Source organism: Microbacterium sp. LMI13-1-1.1, assembly GCF_040815625.1.
In the GTDB taxonomy this organism is placed as follows: domain Bacteria; phylum Actinomycetota; class Actinomycetes; order Actinomycetales; family Microbacteriaceae; genus Microbacterium; species Microbacterium forte.
This window is the reverse complement of sequence record NZ_JBFPNL010000006.1, coordinates 45834-61514: the sequence shown is the minus strand read 5'-3', so window position 1 is coordinate 61514 and position 15681 is coordinate 45834. Positions and strand designations below refer to the sequence as shown.

The window sequence follows — 15681 nt, the reverse complement described above, 5'->3', positions numbered from 1 at the left end:
GATGACCACCTCGCTGCTCGCCCGCGATCTCACCCTGGGCTACGGAGACGCCCCCGTCGTCTCGGGGCTGTCTCTGGAGGTTCCGGATGACTCCTTCACGATCATCATCGGGCCGAACGCGTGCGGGAAGTCGACCCTCCTGCGCGGGTTCGCACGGCTGCTGCGCCCGACCACCGGCGCCGTGCTGCTCGACGGCACCGAGCTGCGCACGCTGAAGCCCAAGGATGCCGCGAAGAAGCTCGGGCTCCTCCCCCAGTCGTCGATCGCGCCCGACGGCATCACCGTCGCGGATCTCGTCGGACGCGGACGCTTCCCGCATCAGAGCGCCCTGCGCACCTGGAGCACCGCCGACGAGCAGGCGGTGTCGCAGGCGATGGCCGCCACCGGAGTCACCGACCTCTCTCGACGCCTGGTCGACGAGCTCTCAGGTGGTCAGCGCCAGCGCGTCTGGGTCGCCATGGCCCTCGCCCAGCAGACCAGGCACCTGCTGCTCGACGAGCCGACGACCTTCCTCGACATCGCCCACCAGATCGACCTGATGGAGCTGTTCGCCGACCTCCATCGCAACGGAACGACCCTGGTCGCGGTGCTGCACGACCTCAACCACGCCGCACGCTATGCGACGCATCTCGTCGCGATGCGCGACGGCGAGATCGTCGCCCAGGGAGATCCGCGCGAGATCATCACCGCCGAACTCGTCGAGGCCGTGTACGACCTGCCCTGCCGTGTGATCACCGATCCCGTCGCCGGCACGCCGCTCGTGCTGCCGCTCGGACGGCGAACGCCATGACGACCACACCCCGGCAGCTCTTCGCGATCGCGCTCACCTCGCAGGGCCGCGGGCTCACCCTGACCGCGGCCACCACACTGCTCGTCGTCCACTCGCTCGCGGAGGCCACCATCCCCGTGATCATCGGCGCGACGATCGACCGCGCCGTGCTGCCCTCCGATCCCGGGGCGCTCGCGTTCTGGCTCGGTGTGCTCGGCGGCACGTTCGTGATGCTGACAGCGAGCTACCAGGCGGCCTCCCGCCTCATGGTCGGCGTCTACGGCTACGGCGAGCAGGCGCTGCGGCACCTCACGCTGTCGCGGATGCTCCGCCCCCGCCTCTCTCGCCGCACGACGACACCCGGAGAAGCGCTGACCTTCGTCACGTCCGACACCTACCGCGTCGCCGGGGTCGCGTGGTCGGTCGCGCAGCAGTGCGCGACGATCGCGGCGATCATCGCTGCGGCGCTCGCCATGCTGGCGATCTCGCCGATGGCCACGCTCGTCGTCTTCGCGTCGACCATCGCGATGATGGGGGTGATGCGGATGGTCTCGCGCCCTCTCGAGCGTCGAGGCTCCGTCGAGCAGCACGCGGCGACCGAGGCCGGTGCCGTCGCCGCCGACTTCATGGCGGGCTTCCGGGTGCTCGTCGGCATCGGCGCCCGCGAGGAGGCGGTGCGGAGATATGTCGTGGCCAGCGACGCGAGTCGCATCGCCGCGGCGGCCGCCGGACGATCGCTCGCGTCATACGAGGCGGTGAGCTCGCTGCTCGCCGCGGTAGCCACCACCGCGCTGGCGGGCCTCTCGGCCTGGTTCGCCGCCGAGGGCCGGATCAGCATCGGCGAGCTGGTGACCGTGCTCGGCCTCGCGCAGTTCCTCAGCGGATCGCTCGCCCACGCCGGGTCGTTCCCGTCGAACTGGATCCACAAGCTCGCCTCGGCGAAGCGTCTCGCCGAGATGATCGATGCCGACGATCTGCTCGACGAACCGTCGGTGATGCCACCGGTCGACGGCGAGCGCGGGGTCGTGAACCGAGCCGCGAACGGAGTCGCCCTCGCCTTCCGCCCTGACCCCGGAGGGTCTGAGCGCATCGAGGTGCGCACGGGCGAGCTGCTCGGCATCCGCCCGTCCGACAGCGACAGGGCCCGTGCCCTCTCTCGCCTGCTCGGCCTGCGGACCCCACCCGAGCGGGGCAGGGTCGCGATCTCCGTCGACGGCACTCTGCATGACATGAAGGACATGGATGCCGTGGACTACCGCCGACGCGTCGTCGCGCTCCCGCACCGCCACACGATCGTGACCGGCACGCTGCGCGAGGCGGTGCGCGGACACCGAGATACCGACGATCCGCGGCCTGAGCTCATCGAGGCGGCTGCGCTGCACGACACGATCGCCGAGGTCGGCGGATGGCAGGCGCAGGTGGGCGAGTCGGGCAGACGACTCTCGGGCGGGCAGCGTCAGCGCATCGGGATCGCGCGGGCCCTGCACACCGACGCCGCCGTCGTGGTGCTCGATGAGCCGACCTCGGCCGTCGACGCGATCACCGAGGCGCACATCGCTCGAGCCCTCTCCGGGCTCGACCGGACCGCCATCGTGATCAGCACCTCGCCGACTCTGCTCGCCGCGTGCGACCGGATCGTCGACCTCTCGGATGAAGGATCGGACGCCCGCCATGACTGACACTCCGACCCCGCTGCTGCCGATCGCGACCGGCTCGAGAGTGCTCGTCGTCATCAGGACGCTGCTACGCCGTCACCGCCGGCGATCTGTGGGCACAGCGGTGCTCTTCCTCGTGGCATCGGCTCTGGGAGTGGTGCTGCCCGCGTGTCTCGGCCGCATCGTCGACGCCGTCTCGACCGACGCGGGCGTGGCGGTCATCGTCGGCTGGGTTGTCGGCGCCGGAGCCGGGGCGATCGCGGCCGCTCTGGTGATGCTCTGGGCCGCACGCGTGCTGACGGGGCTGGTGCAGGATGTGCTGGCCGCCCTGCGCGAGGACGTGTTCGCCTCGGCGATGCGCCTGCCGGTGAGCACGGTCGACGACGGCGAGACCGCCGATCTGCTCTCCCGGGTCACGGGCGACGTCGACGCGGTGGCCGAAGCCGGTGGCGACGTCGTGCCGGTGCTGCTGTCGGCGGGCTTCGCCATCGGCGTCTCCCTGGTCGCCCTTACCGCCCTCGACCCGTGGCTCGCACTCGCGGGGATCGCGAGCGTGCCGTTCTACCTCCTCGGCACCCGGGCGTTCCTGCGACGCTCGCGCGTGGTGTTCCGGGAGGTTCGGGTGCGCGAGGCCGCGCGAAGCCAGGCCGTGCTCGAGGCCGTCGAGGGCATCGAGACCCTCACCGCTCTCAACGAGCAGGATCACGCCCTGACGCGCGTGGGCATGCGGGCGGAGGACTCGATCCGGATGCAGATCGAGGGGGTCCGGGTGCGCAACCGGCTCTTCCGCTGGATCAACGGCGGCGAGCTCGTCGGCCTCGGTGCGATCCTCGCCACCGGGTTCCTGCTGCAGGCGAACGGCGCGATCACCGTGGGCATGGTGACGACGGCCGCCCTGCTGTTCCATCGGCTGTTCGATCCGGTCGGTCAGCTGATCTTCGCGCTCGACGACATCCAACGGGCGACGATCGGTCTCGCACGGCTCGTGGGGGTGATCGACCTGGCCCCGGAGAGCGACTCCGCGGCGTCGGGCGCGACTGGCACGGTCGACGATCATGCTCAGGTCGCGGTGGATCTGCACGACGTCAGCTACCGCTATCCGACGACCGGGCGGGGGGTCATCGACGTCACGCTGCGCGTGCAGCCGGGAACGACCGCAGCCCTCGTCGGGTCGTCCGGCTCGGGCAAGAGCACGATCGCCAGGGTCATCGCAGGACACCATCCGCCGGCATCCGGCAGCGTTCGGCTCGAGCCCGCGGCGACGACCCCCTACTACGTGTCGCAGGAGCTTCATCAGTTCCGCGGTTCGCTCGCCGACAACCTGCGTCTCGTGGCTCCCGATGCGAGCGAAGACGACCTGGTCGCCGCGCTCCTCGCGGTCGACGCCGACTGGGCGGTCGGTCTGCTCGCATCCGTCTCCCCGGCCCCGCTCGACGAGGGTCGGGTCCAGCAGCTCGCCATCGCCCGGGCACTGCTCGCCGACCCCGCTCTGGTGATCCTCGACGAGGCGACGGCCGACATCGGACTCCAGCACAGGGATGCGGTGGAGGGCGCGATCCGGGTGCTGCGGCGTGGCCGCACGACGGTGCTGATCTCGCATCGGCTCGAGCCCGTCTCGACCGCCGAGCAGATCGCGGTCTTCGACGACGGACGGGTGGTGCAGCGAGGGACTCACGACGAGCTGCTGACAGCCGCGGGGCCGTACCGCAGCTTCTGGCGCGCCCAGCGCGCCAGCGGGGGGCCACCGCACCACGGCGCCCGGCTCGACGGCTGAGTTCCCGTGACCATCCCGCACTGTGAACGCGCCCGTTCCCGGACGAGTGCGTCGATGTCTTGGTCGACGATGCCAAGCTGGTGAGATGGCATTCGGGATGGCCCGCGACGTGTTGCGCCCCACAGACTCTCCGCGCGCGGATCGAGTGACCTATGTCGAGCTGTTCTTCGACCTCGTGTTCGTCCTCGCGCTGACCCAGCTGTCTGCCTACCTCTACGAGAATCAGACGCCTTTGGGCGCCCTGGAGGGCGTCATCATGGTGTGCGCCCTGTGGTGGGCGTGGGTGTCGACCACCTGGGTCACCAATTGGCTCGACCCCGTCACGCTCCCCGTGCGCGGGGCGGTGATCGCACTGGCCCTCGTGGCGCTCGTGATGAGCGTCTCGATCGCTGAGGCGTTCGGCGATCGCGCATGGGCGTTCGCCATCGCCTACGTCATCCTCCAGGTGGGACGCACGGTCTTCATCGTGTGGGCGACAGCCCGTCACGACCGGCGGGTGGCCCGCGATTTCTCCCTCCTCCTCTGCTGGGCGGTCGCCGGCGGCGTGTTGTGGATCGCCGGCGCGCTGCTGCCCCTCGGGTGGCAGCTGCCGTTGTGGGCCGCCGCGCTGGCTCTCGAACTGCTGGGCACCGTGCTCGGTTTTCCGGTGCCCGGACGGGGGAAGGTGCAGCTGAAGACCTGGGATCTCTCCGGTCCGCACATCGCCGAGCGCACGTCCCTCTTCGTGCTCATCGCACTCGGTGAGGGCCTGCTGGTCACCGGCTTCGCGTTCGTCGACAAGGAATCGTCCGTCGCATCCATCGCTGCCTTGGTGACGGCGTTCGTCGCCGCCGCGGCGACCTGGTGGATCTACTTCGATCACGGCGAACGCATCGGCGCCGAGGCGATCGAGGCGTCAGGCGAACCGGCCCGGCTCGCTCGCACCGTCTACACGTGGGTGCATCTTCTGATCATCGCCGGCATCGTGCTGATGAGCGTGGGCGACAAGGAGATGCTCGCGCTTCCCGACCAGCGCGGCCTCGCCGCGGCCGTCGTGGTCGTCGGCGCGCCGTTCCTCTTCCTCACCGGCACCGTGCTGTTCCGCCGCGTGCTCGAAGGGCGCTGGGCGCGAGCGCAACTCATCGGTCTGGTGGCTCTCGCTCTGCTCGCCTGCGTGGTGGTCGCGGGCTTCACCGTCGACGCGCTCACGCTGTCGATCACGACGGCGACGGTTCTGGTCGGTGTCGCAGCGGGCGAGACACTCGAGCGTCTGCGCCGCGGTCGCCGCGCAGGGGGCTGACCGCGGGTGGGTCGCGGGCAGAGCCCGAACAAGTGGACGCGACGGCGGGAGTCGAACCCGCCACGCCTTCAGGTATGAGCTGAGGCCCGGGACCGCCCGGATCGCCGCGATGGGAATGACGCTACCCGGCCGCGACCAGGAAGGCCAGGATCGTTGCGGGGATTGACAGAGTGAGTCCCCGCATGACAAGGGGCGTCACGCCGCGTCACACGGCGGCGTCCGACGCCGTCAGTAGACCCCGTGGACGTAGAGCGCAGATTCCGCACGCCGACGGTTCACGAGGCCGGGCAACCCGCCGTTCGTCCAGCGCATCAGCTGTGCGGGAACATCGGCATGCCTGCCCCCATTCACCACCGTGAGAAGCGTCGAATCCCTGAACGCACCGCTGCCGACGTTGAAGGCGAAGCTCACCAGCGCATCGAACTTGTGCTGCGTGAGTGGCACGTGCACGCTCTCGTTCACGGCGCGCTCGGCGATCTTCGCATCCGCGCGCAGGAGCGCGAGACCTTCGGCCCGCGTGATGCCGTCTCGAAAGCCCGCCGGCTCGTTGCCCGAGCATCCGCCCCGGTGCACGAGGTGGCCGAACCCGATTGTGCAATGCCCGAGAGCGTCGTCGTAAAGGCGGGCCCTGAATCCCTCCCATCCGCCGATGAAGGCGAGTCCCTTCGCGCTGATGTCGCCGTTGGCCATCGTTCCTCCCTTCGTACCGCCGTCGTGACTGGCCGGCTATATCGCGAAGTGCACGTGCCCTTTATGGCGACCCCAGACGCTCCCCCAGAACGACGGCGGCACCCGATGGCCGCTGTCGACGGAACCACCGGGGTTGTGGATCAGCTCCGCGAGATCTCCCAGGTGCGTGTCGATCGCCCACCGGACGAATCGCTGCATGTCCGCTTCTGAGCCGACCAGGTCTGCGGCCCTTCCGCGGTAGTGGAACGAGTTCGGCGAGTGCGCCCCCGGGGTCACCGGCCCCCATCTGGCCGGAGCGCCGGGCGCATTGCACTCGTTGACGTTGAGACCGAAGTGCGTCTCGGCGAACGAGCACGAACGGATGAAGAGGGAGGCCTGAGAGAAATCCTCGGCCGCTTCCGCAGTCATCGTTCAGAATCCAGGATGCTGCTGCTGAGCCCGAGCGTTCAGGATCGCCAGCTGGTTGTTGGCCTCCCACTCGATGTGGGAGGGCACCGGCCCTGCACCGCAGTCGCCGCAGAACTTGGGTCCGAGCATGGTGGTGTGCTGATTCGGACACCCCCACCAACCAGGACCGGCTGTCCACACCGGCACGTTCGCCGGCGGTTCAGGTTCGGGCTGCTGCCCAGGAACGACGATCCTCATGGGGGTCTCCTTCATTTCGGCGCTGAAACGATCGGTCCCCCCTGAGGGGATTCTCCTCCCGCCTGCGTCCGTGGACAAGAGCGATCTAGGGCGCCGCCGGGGCGGGATCCCCGCGCGTGAGAGGTCGCACCGAGACCCTCTATCCGAACCGGCATATCGGGTGTACTGTCACCTGCAATCGCAGCCGCTGGGGACGCATCGACGCCATCCCCGGCGCGCCCAGAAGGGACGACGACGATGGTCGAAGAGGACCCCGCCTCCACCAGCTTGAAGACGCATCGCTACCTGCGCCTATCCCTCGTCTTCGTCGTGTTCGCGCTGTTGACGAGCGTTTTGATCCAGACCGTCGTCACCGCCTGGGACCCGTTGACCCTCGGGTGGAATCTGCTCCCATCGATCAGCCACTACTTCTACACCCCGGCCCGGAACGTCTTCGTGGGATCGCTGATCGCGGCATCCCTGGCCCTCCTGGCCCTGTCCGGTCGGCATCGGGCCGCCACACTGCTCGACGTATCGGCCATCTTCGCTCCGCTGATCGCGCTCATCCCCACCGGCATCGCGCCCGATCAGATCGTGGACGGGCTGACCTGCCGACAGACCGAAGACTGCGTTCCCGTGGAGTACCTCGGGGATCTACGGGTCGGCGTCGCCACCTACGTCATCGTGGTGATCGCGATGGTGATCACGCTGACCGCGATCCGCACGAAGAAGGAGATCCGCACGCAGTCCGCTCGCCTCGTGTCGACCATCGCCGTGGTCACCGCGGTCGTGCTCGCGGCTCTCGCCTTCATACCGGCGTTGAACGCGGACTTCCCGTTCAACTTCTGGCCGTTCCCGCAGAGCATCCACTTCGCCGCGACCCTGCTGTTCTTCGGCACGTTCGCGGCTGTGCCGATCATGCATTCGTTCGGGTCGGTGGATGACAACGAGACGGCCCCCACCCCGCGCCAGCAGGCGATCTACCGGTGGATCACCTGGCTGATGGTCGCGAATCTGGTGATGCTGTTCGCGGGCTTCATCCTCCGCCGATTCCTCGGCGACTTCCCGATCGTGCTCATCGGCGAGGCCATCGCTCTCTGCCTCTTCGCCTGGTTCTGGTGGGTGCAGACGTTCCAGCGCTGGAACGATCCTGATGCGCCCTACCTCACCTGACCACGACCGTTTGCGGCGCCGGCGGGAGCCGGCGCATCGAGCGCCCGCAGCAGCCGCTGCACCGACTCCCGCAGCTCGGCGCGATGCGGCTCGGGGAAGCTGGTCGTGTACTCGACGCCCTCGGGGATCCAGAGCAGCGCGTACATCGCCTCGCGCCAGTCCGAGCCGCCGAAGGGCCAGCGCGTGCGATGATCCCCCTCGGGAGTCGCGCCCTCCGACCACGGCCCGAACATGTCCTGCATCTCGGGGAACGGCAGCTGCATCACGGCATCCGCCTCGATCTTCTGCGGCGACCACGACGCGGCGATGAGCACCCGCTCGTCGATCTCCTCGGTCGAGATCTCGCGTCGTCTGAACAGCACCCTGGTGTGCTCGACCGAGACGATCCGGTCGACGCGGAAGGTCCGCCAGTCATCGCGGTCGAGATCCCAGCACAGCAGGAACCACTTGCGGCCCGAGGGAGCGAGCGCGTGCGGCTCGACCCGACGCACGCTCTCGGCACCCGCTCCGTCGACGTAGCGCATCCGCAGACGCTCGTGGTCTCGGGTCGCGAGAGCGATCTCCCCCAGCACGACGGGCGAGACCACCGGGGCATCGCCGATGCGCGGTGGCTGCACGGCGGCGGCGAGCGCATTGACCCGCTGACGCAGCGCCGACGGCAGCACCTGCTCGAGCTTCGCAAGCGCCGTCAGCGTCACCTCGGCACCGCCCACCAGCTGCTGCGTCGCGGCGACGCGAAGACCGATCGCCATCGTCACCGCCTCGTCATCGGTGAGCAGCAGCGGGGGCACGGCGCTGCCGGCCTCGAGACGGTACCCGCCGGCGGCTCCGGGCGTCGACTCCACGCGGTATCCGAGCTCTCGCAGCCGATCGACGTCGCGGCGCACCGTGCGCTCGGTGACGCCGAGCCTGCTCGCCAGTTCCGTGCCGGGCCAGTGCCTGTGCGTCTGCAGCAGATTGAGCAGGGCGAGGGCTCTGGAGGTGGTGTCGGACATGTCTCAAGATTGACAGAAATTGCGGACAGTATCTGTCCTGGTTGCCTTCTAGCCTGCAGGCATGTCGAACGAATCCATCATCGAAACCGAAGGCCTCACCAAGGTCTTCACCGTCAAGAAGACGTCGGTCGAAGCGGTCACCGACCTCTCCTTCACTGCGGCGCGCGGCGAGCTCGTCGCGTTCCTCGGCCCGAACGGCGCGGGCAAGTCGACGAGCCTGCGGATGCTGACGACGCTCATCCCGCCGACGTCGGGGACCGCCCGCGTCGTCGGCCACGACATCCGCACGGATGCGGCCGGAGTGCGCGCACGCATCGGCTACGTCGGTCAGCTCACGAGCGGCAGCTTCTCGCAGCGGGTGCGCGATGAGCTGCTCAGCCAGGGCGCGTTCTACGGCATGAGCCGGCGCGACAGCACCCGTCGCGCCGATGAGCTGATCGAGTCCCTCGATCTCTCCTCGTTCGCGACCCGCACGGTGCAGCAGCTCAGCGGAGGTCAGAAGCGCCGGCTCGACATCGCGCTCGGTCTCATGCACGCGCCGCCGCTGATCTTCTTGGACGAGCCGTCGACCGGTCTCGACCCGCAGAGCAGGGCCAATCTGTGGGAGCACATCCTCGATCTGCGCACCCAGCACGGCACGACCGTCTTCCTGACCACGCACTATCTCGAAGAGGCCGACCGCTACGCCGAGCGGGTGATGGTCATGGACAGGGGTCGCATCATCGCCGACGACGACGCGGCAGCGCTGAAGGCGACGCTCGCCGGCGACGTGCTCACCTTCGGCTTCGCGAGCGATGCGGATGCCGCGAACGCACGCCCGATCGTCGCTCGCCTCAGCGGGGCCGAGGTGGCGCTCGACGACGACTCGCTGACGCTGGCCGTGCCGGACGGCGACCGACTGCTGCCGGTGATCGTGCGCGAGCTGGATGCCGCCGGCATTCTGGTGCGTCGGGCGACCGGCGTCCCACCCACCCTCGACGACGTCTTCCTCGCTCTGACCGGGCGCACGCTGCGCGAAGCGGGCGAAGGCACCGCCGATGCATCCGAGTCCGATGCCGCAACCGGGGTCGAGAACGACAAGACAGGAGTCCTCTCATGACCACCACGACCGACACCCTCGTGCGCGCGAATCTCATGCGCGACACCAGGAACGTGCTGACCCGCGAGCTCAAGCCGGTGCTGCGCGACCCGTTCACCCTGATCTTCAGCCTGCTGCAGCCGCTCGTGTTCCTCGGCCTGTTCGCTCCGCTCCTCATCGGCGGGTCCGGTCGACCGGCCGGAGAGACCCTCGCCTGGTTCGTGCCCGGCGTGCTCGTGATGATCGTGCTGTTCGGCACCGGCGCCACGGGCTCGAACCTGCAGTACGAGATGATGACCGGCTCGCACGAGCGCACGCTGGTCGCACCGCTCGCGCGCTCATCGCTGCTCGTGGGTCGTGCGCTCAAGGAGATCGCGCCGATCGTGGTGCAGGCTCTGATCATCGTGCTGATCGCGTGGCCGTTCGGGTTCGCGATCAACCTGCCGGGCCTGCTCATCGGGCTCGCGCTGCTCGCGGTCTTCGGCGTCGGACTCGGTTCGCTGTCGTACTCGCTGGCGTTGGCCACCAAAGACCGCGAGTGGCTGTTCTGGGGAGTGCAGCAGTCGTTGATCTTCCCGTTGCTGATCCTGTCGGGCATGCTGCTGCCGCTCGACGACGGCCCCGCCTGGATGCGGGCGGTCGCATCGGTCAACCCGGTCAACTGGGTGGTGCAGGCCGAGCGCGCGCTGTTCGCGGGCAACCTGGGCGATCCGACCGTGCTGTGGGGGTGGGTCTCGGCCCTCGCCGTCGCTGTTGTCGGACTCGTGGTGGGAGTACGGGCGATCCGTCGCAGCAGCTGACGCGACACGTCCGCACCGCCGACCCGATGTCCGGGTGGGCGGTGCGGACGTCGCGCGATCAGCGCTCGAGGGTGGCGACGATCTTTCCCCGGCTGCCCCCTGACGCGAGATCCGCGAGCGCGGCGGGTATCTGCCCGAACGGATAGGTCTTCGCGACGACGGGCCTGAGCGCACCTCCGTCGACGAGGGCCGCGATGCGACTCAGCTGCTCGCCATCCGCGCGCATGAAGAGGAACTCGTAGGTGACTCCGAGCCGCTTCGCCTGACGTCCGATCCGTCGGCTCAGCACGGCGATCGCGAGGCGCACCATCACGCCCAGCCCCATCCGCTTCGCGAACGCCGGGTCGGGCGGCCCCGAGATCCCGACGGCGAGGCCGCCAGGCTTCAGGACCCGCAGCGACTTCTCGAGATTCTCGCCGCCGAGGCTGTCGAGCACGAAGTCGTACTCCGAGAGGATCTTCTCGAAATCCTCCGAGCGGTAGTCGATCACGACGTCGGCGCCCAGCTCGCGGACGAAGTCGGCGTTCGCCGCGCTCGCGGTGGTGGCGACGATCGCGCCGAGATGCTTCGCGAGCTGGATCGCGATCGAGCCCACGCCGCCGGCGCCCGCGTGGATCAGCACCCTCTGCCCCGGTCCGACGTGGCCCCTCTCCACCAGCGCCTGCCACGCCGTGAGAGCCACAAGGGGCAGCGACGCCGCCTCAGCCATCGAGATGCCGTCCGGAATCAGTGCCAGATCCGCTCCCGCCACCGCGATCCGTTCCGCGAACGCCCCCATCCGATTCTGATCCGGCCGGGCGAAGACCCGGTCGCCCGCTCTGAAGGACTCGACCAGGCGGCCGACCCTGATGACCGTGCCCGCCACGTCGTTGCCCATCACGACGGGCAGAGAGTACGGCAGGATCTGCGCGAACTCGCCTGTCCGGATCTTCTCGTCCAGCTGGTTGAGGCCGACGGCCTCGACCGCGACCAGGACGTCTCGCTCCCCCACCTGCGGCTCTTCGACCTCGATGAGTTCCAGCGGCTGCTTGTACTCGGTGAGCACGACTGCGCGCATCGTCTTTCCCCTGTTCGTTCTCGTTCGACCGGGATCAGCCGGCCGCGGCCTGGAGCTGCGGGTAGACCGCCTCGAGCGGTGCGCTGAGCCCGGCCTTGAGCTGCACGGAGATCTCGTCGGCGAGCACCTCGTACTCCCCGCGCTCGGTCGCGTCGAAGATCGCACGCACCAGCTCGGCGGGGTCGGTCTTGGGGTCGGACACGTGCTCTGCCATCGCCGTGTCGACGTAGCCGACGTGCACGCCGACGACGTGCACGCCCGACGGAGCCAGCTCGAGACGGAGCGAGTTGGTGGCCGACCACAGCGCCGCCTTCGTCGCGCTGTAGATGCCGCCGACGGCGAACCAGGCGAGAGCGGAGTGGATGTCGATCACCGTCGCTCCGTCGCGACCCGACAACAGCGGGGCGTAGGCCCTGGTCAGGAAGAGCGGTCCGAGGAAGTTCGTCTCGACGTTGTCGCGGATCTCATCGTCCGTATGCGTGAGGATCCCCGCGGTCGGCACAGAGGCGCCGGCGTTGTTGATGAGCACCGTCACATCAGGTGCCGCCTCGACGACGGCGCGGATCGACTCCGCATCCGTGACGTCGAGTCGCAGGGGCACCACCCGCTCGTCGGCCCACTCGCGCGGCGTCCGCGCCGTGGCGTACGCCTTGGCCGCTCCGCGCGCGAGCGCCTCCTCGACGAAACGGGTGCCGATGCCCCCGTTCGCTCCGGTGATGAGGACGACTGCGCCGTCGAGTGAAGGCATGGAATGCTCCTTGATGTTTGGGACAATGTGGTGTCTGCTGAGTTCGCACGTAAGCGACTGCAGTCATAACTGAGCCCAATCAGTTTATATTCCCGAAAGGACGAGATGTCGACCCCAGCACCGGCCCTCGGGCGCCGCGAGCGCAACAAGCAGCAGAAGCTCGAGCGCATCACCGCGGCCGCGACTGAGCTGTTCGCAGAGCACGGCATCGACGACGTCACCACCCAGCAGATCGCCGAGAAGGCAGATGTCGGCACGGGCACGCTGTTCCTGTACGCCAAGACGAAGGGTGAGCTGCTGCTGCTCGTGCAGAACGCGCACTACGCCGTCGCGCTCGAGACCGGACGTGCGGCCGCCGAGGCGACACCGGACACGCTCGGGGCCGCGATGGCTCTCCTCCGCCCGATCATCGAGTGCAATCGCGCCCAGATCGAGAACGGCCGCACCTACCTCCGCGAGATGGTGTTCGGCAATCCGACCGACTCGCACCATGCCGCGGCTCTGCGCATCGTGGGCGACACCGAGAACGCGCTGGCGGACATCCTGCAGCGCGATCCGAGCATCGACGAGAATCGGGCTGCCGCACTCGCCCGGATCGTGTCGGCGGTGATGTTCGTCACGATGGCGGCGAGCGTCAATGTCGAGGCGAGCATCGATGAGATCGCCCAGGACGTGAGGGCGCAGGTCGACGCCCTGCTCCGCCCCTGAGCCCGATCGCCCGCCGGTGTCTCAGCGCCGGATCGAGTCGTGGAACGGGTTCGGCTCGAGGGTGATGTCGGTCGTCGCGTCGGCCCAGGTGCCGCCGTCGCCGGACGCGCGGCCGCGGCGCAGAGCAGCGAGGAGCGCCGTCGCAGGCACCCCCACGGCGAGAGCAGCAGCGCCGCCGAGCGCGCGGTCCTTCGAGCCGAGCACGCTCGCGCGGTGCCACGCCTCGTGAAGCGCGCCGCCTCGGGCTGCCGGCACGCGCTTCGCCGGCAGAGCACCGGCCCGGCGCAGAGCGACCAGCTGCTCGACGTGGTTCCACCAGGTCGACTCGGCCGCCGGGTGGAAGTAGTTGTCTCGCAGCCACGCGGGGTGCGGATGCCGGAATCGACCGGCCACGACCTCGTTGCGCCCGCCGAGCAGCCCACTGCCGACGAAGACGGTGTTGAGCAGGCTCTTGCTGACGCCGAACGAATCGAGCGCGATCACAGGCACACCGAGTGCCACGGCTTCGACGGCCGCGGTCGAGCTGACGGTCACGAGTCCGGCCGCCGTCGAGAGCGCGGCAGCCATCGAGGAGTAGGAGACCACGAGGTTGTCGGGACGCCGGGCAGGCAGCAGCTCGAGATACGGATCGCGCTCGAGGTGGGTCTCGGACTCCCCCGGGCGCGAGCGCAGCTTGACGACGACTCGACGATTCGGGTCGGCCTCGGCTGCCCTGACGAGGGTGGCGGCGATCTCGGCGCGTTCGTCCCGTCCGACCGGCACCAGGGCCTGCGCCGCGAACACGATGTCGGTCGCCGGCATCCGCACGGCGCTCGGAGTCGGAGGGCGATCGGCGATGAGGGTTCCTGCCGGGTGGCCTGAGTCTGCGCCGAGCACCCGGGCTCGGTCAGCGGCGAGCATCCGCGATCGCGATCGGGCGAACGGCAGTGTGGCCAGCGCCGTCGGCACCTGCACGCCGATCCGGTGGCCCAGCTCGGCGAACGCGCGTTCCTCACGATGGGAGTGCACCACGAGCAGGTCGGCATGGCGGCGGTACTCGAGGGCGCCCCGCTGGGCGGGGATCGCCATACCCGGCAGACCCGCGACGACCACCGGGCGGTGCGAGAGCGTGTCGACCAGGCGTCCCATCAGGCGCACGAACGGCCCGCGCCCGGCGAGCAGGACGACGTCGGGACGCTGTCCCTCGAGCCACGCGGCAGCCTGCGCGAAGCCGATGCGGGTGACGTCGTCCGACAGCATCCCGGTGCCGGCCAGCGCCGTGCGCTGCTGATCGACGCTCGCGGCCAGCGGTGTCTGCACCAGCAGCAGATGCGGACGGATGCCGGACACACTGCCGAGCAGCGACGCCGACCACTTCACGAAGGAGTCGGCGTCGGCGATCGCGACGACCCGCAGTGCGCCCGACCTGCTCGTGCCCGGTCCGCTCATGCGGAGATGCGCCGCAGCTTCGCCATGGGCGCTCGCTCGCTGTCGAACACGCGCTTGACTCCGTCGCCCAGAGCCATCTCGATCACACGGATGTCGCGCACGAGGTGCTCGAGGCCGGTGGGCTCGAGGGATGCCGCATGGTCGGAGCCCCACATCGTGCGGTCGAGCGTGATGTGGCGTTCGACGGCGACCGCGCCGATCGCGACGGCGGCGAGAGAGATCTGCAGACCGCGCTCGTGGCCGGAGTAGCCGACCGGCACTCCGGGGTAGCGGTCGCGCAGCGTGGCGATCGCGCGGAGGTTGGCCTCCTCGGGCTCGAGCGGATAGGTGGACGTGGCGTGCATGAGCACGACGCGGTCGGTGCCGAGCGTGGACAGGGCGCGGTCGATCTGCTCGATCGTCGACATGCCGGTCGAGAGGATGACCGGCTTGCCGGTCTCGCGCAGCGCGAGGAGCAGCTCGGTGTCGGTGAGGCTGGCCGAGGCGACCTTGTGAGCCACGACGTTGAGGTCTTCGAGGAACTCGACGCTGGGCACGTCCCAGGGGGACGCGAACCAGTCGAGTCCGAGCATCGTGGCGTGGTCGCCGATGGCGATGTACTCGTCGCGGCCGAACTCGACGCGGCGACGGTAGTCGAGGTAGCTCATGGTGCCCCAGGGCGTCTCGCGCGGGACATCGCGCATGTGCTCGGGGGTGGAGATCTCGGGAGTGCGCTTCTGGAACTTCACCGCGTCGGCTCCCGCCTTCGCCGCGACGTCGATCAGACGCTTGGCGATGTCGACGTCGCCGTTGTGGTTGAGGCCGATCTCCGCGATGACATAGGCGGGGTGGCCGCCGCCGATCACGCGTGAGCCGATGCTGACAGTCATGGTTCCTCCGGTCGTCGAAATGGCCTTCTCCCCT

Annotated in this window: 16 protein-coding genes and 1 tRNA gene; 8 read left to right on the top strand and 9 right to left on the bottom strand. The window is 69.3% G+C overall.

The features are described 5' to 3' along the window. The first annotated feature begins 1 nt into the window (after window position 1). From MRBLMI13_RS13630 to MRBLMI13_RS13615, 4 genes are all read left to right on the top strand, one after another. A complete protein-coding gene (locus MRBLMI13_RS13630) occupies window positions 2–790 on the top strand; it encodes an ABC transporter ATP-binding protein (protein WP_367823775.1) in 789 nt (262 codons plus the stop codon). Continuing rightward, window positions 787–2448 carry an ABC transporter transmembrane domain-containing protein gene (locus MRBLMI13_RS13625; protein ID WP_367823777.1) on the top strand — a complete coding sequence of 554 codons (1662 nt, stop codon included), beginning with the start codon at window positions 787–789 and terminating at the stop codon, window positions 2446–2448. The genes MRBLMI13_RS13630 and MRBLMI13_RS13625 overlap by 4 nt, the downstream gene beginning before the upstream one ends. After that, window positions 2441–4198: an ABC transporter ATP-binding protein gene (locus tag MRBLMI13_RS13620; protein ID WP_367823779.1), complete on the top strand. Its 1758-nt coding sequence runs from the start codon at window positions 2441–2443 to the stop codon at window positions 4196–4198. The genes MRBLMI13_RS13625 and MRBLMI13_RS13620 overlap by 8 nt, the downstream gene beginning before the upstream one ends. A gap of 85 nt (window positions 4199–4283) precedes the next feature. Next, window positions 4284–5477 (top strand): low temperature requirement protein A, encoded by a 1194-nt coding sequence (locus MRBLMI13_RS13615; RefSeq protein ID WP_367823781.1) that lies wholly within the window; start codon window positions 4284–4286, stop codon window positions 5475–5477. 33 nt (window positions 5478–5510) lie between these two features. Here MRBLMI13_RS13615 and MRBLMI13_RS13610 read toward each other — a convergent pair. The 4 genes from MRBLMI13_RS13610 to MRBLMI13_RS13595 all read right to left on the bottom strand — a co-directional run bounded on the left by MRBLMI13_RS13610 (window position 5511) and on the right by MRBLMI13_RS13595 (window position 6812). Continuing rightward, window positions 5511–5586, bottom strand: a tRNA-Met gene (locus MRBLMI13_RS13610). 119 nt (window positions 5587–5705) lie between these two features. Then, window positions 5706–6167: a lysozyme gene (locus MRBLMI13_RS13605; RefSeq protein ID WP_056373929.1), complete on the bottom strand. Its 462-nt coding sequence runs from the start codon at window positions 6165–6167 to the stop codon at window positions 5706–5708. A 36-nt stretch (window positions 6168–6203) separates the two neighbouring features. Then, window positions 6204–6575, bottom strand: coding sequence for a hypothetical protein (locus MRBLMI13_RS13600; protein WP_367823783.1), 372 nt, complete (start codon window positions 6573–6575; stop codon window positions 6204–6206). A gap of 3 nt (window positions 6576–6578) precedes the next feature. Continuing rightward, window positions 6579–6812: a hypothetical protein gene (locus MRBLMI13_RS13595; protein ID WP_157549983.1), complete on the bottom strand. Its 234-nt coding sequence runs from the start codon at window positions 6810–6812 to the stop codon at window positions 6579–6581. 237 nt (window positions 6813–7049) lie between these two features. Between MRBLMI13_RS13595 and MRBLMI13_RS13590 the strand changes: the two genes are divergently transcribed. Beyond that, window positions 7050–7964: a hypothetical protein gene (locus MRBLMI13_RS13590; RefSeq protein ID WP_367823785.1), complete on the top strand. Its 915-nt coding sequence runs from the start codon at window positions 7050–7052 to the stop codon at window positions 7962–7964. On the opposite strand, the gene MRBLMI13_RS13585 is transcribed toward MRBLMI13_RS13590, so the two are convergent. Then, a complete protein-coding gene (locus MRBLMI13_RS13585) occupies window positions 7952–8959 on the bottom strand; it encodes a helix-turn-helix transcriptional regulator (RefSeq protein WP_367823787.1) in 1008 nt (335 codons plus the stop codon). The genes MRBLMI13_RS13590 and MRBLMI13_RS13585 overlap by 13 nt on opposite strands. Window positions 8960–9020: 61 nt before the next feature. On the opposite strand from MRBLMI13_RS13585, the gene MRBLMI13_RS13580 reads away from it, so the two are divergent. Next, on the top strand, window positions 9021–10058 hold the full coding sequence (locus MRBLMI13_RS13580) for an ATP-binding cassette domain-containing protein (protein ID WP_367823789.1): 1038 nt from the start codon (window positions 9021–9023) through the stop codon (window positions 10056–10058). Further along, window positions 10055–10837: an ABC transporter permease gene (locus tag MRBLMI13_RS13575; RefSeq protein WP_367823791.1), complete on the top strand. Its 783-nt coding sequence runs from the start codon at window positions 10055–10057 to the stop codon at window positions 10835–10837. The genes MRBLMI13_RS13580 and MRBLMI13_RS13575 overlap by 4 nt, the downstream gene beginning before the upstream one ends. Before the next feature lie 58 nt (window positions 10838–10895). On the opposite strand, the gene MRBLMI13_RS13570 is transcribed toward MRBLMI13_RS13575, so the two are convergent. Continuing rightward, window positions 10896–11894: an NADP-dependent oxidoreductase gene (locus tag MRBLMI13_RS13570; RefSeq protein ID WP_367823793.1), complete on the bottom strand. Its 999-nt coding sequence runs from the start codon at window positions 11892–11894 to the stop codon at window positions 10896–10898. A gap of 34 nt (window positions 11895–11928) precedes the next feature. Then, window positions 11929–12642, bottom strand: a complete 714-nt coding sequence (locus tag MRBLMI13_RS13565) for an SDR family oxidoreductase (protein ID WP_367823797.1) — start codon at window positions 12640–12642, stop codon at window positions 11929–11931. Between the two features lie 105 nt (window positions 12643–12747). Here MRBLMI13_RS13565 and MRBLMI13_RS13560 point away from each other — a divergent pair, with 105 nt between their 5' ends. Next, window positions 12748–13350, top strand: coding sequence for a TetR/AcrR family transcriptional regulator (locus MRBLMI13_RS13560; protein ID WP_367823799.1), 603 nt, complete (start codon window positions 12748–12750; stop codon window positions 13348–13350). Between the two features lie 21 nt (window positions 13351–13371). Here MRBLMI13_RS13560 and MRBLMI13_RS13555 read toward each other — a convergent pair whose 3' ends face one another. After that, on the bottom strand, window positions 13372–14778 hold the full coding sequence (locus tag MRBLMI13_RS13555; protein ID WP_367823801.1) for a DUF6716 putative glycosyltransferase: 1407 nt from the start codon (window positions 14776–14778) through the stop codon (window positions 13372–13374). Next, on the bottom strand, window positions 14775–15647 hold the full coding sequence (locus MRBLMI13_RS13550) for an N-acetylneuraminate synthase family protein (RefSeq protein WP_367823803.1): 873 nt from the start codon (window positions 15645–15647) through the stop codon (window positions 14775–14777). The genes MRBLMI13_RS13555 and MRBLMI13_RS13550 overlap by 4 nt, the downstream gene beginning before the upstream one ends. Window positions 15648–15681: the final 34 nt, after the last annotated feature.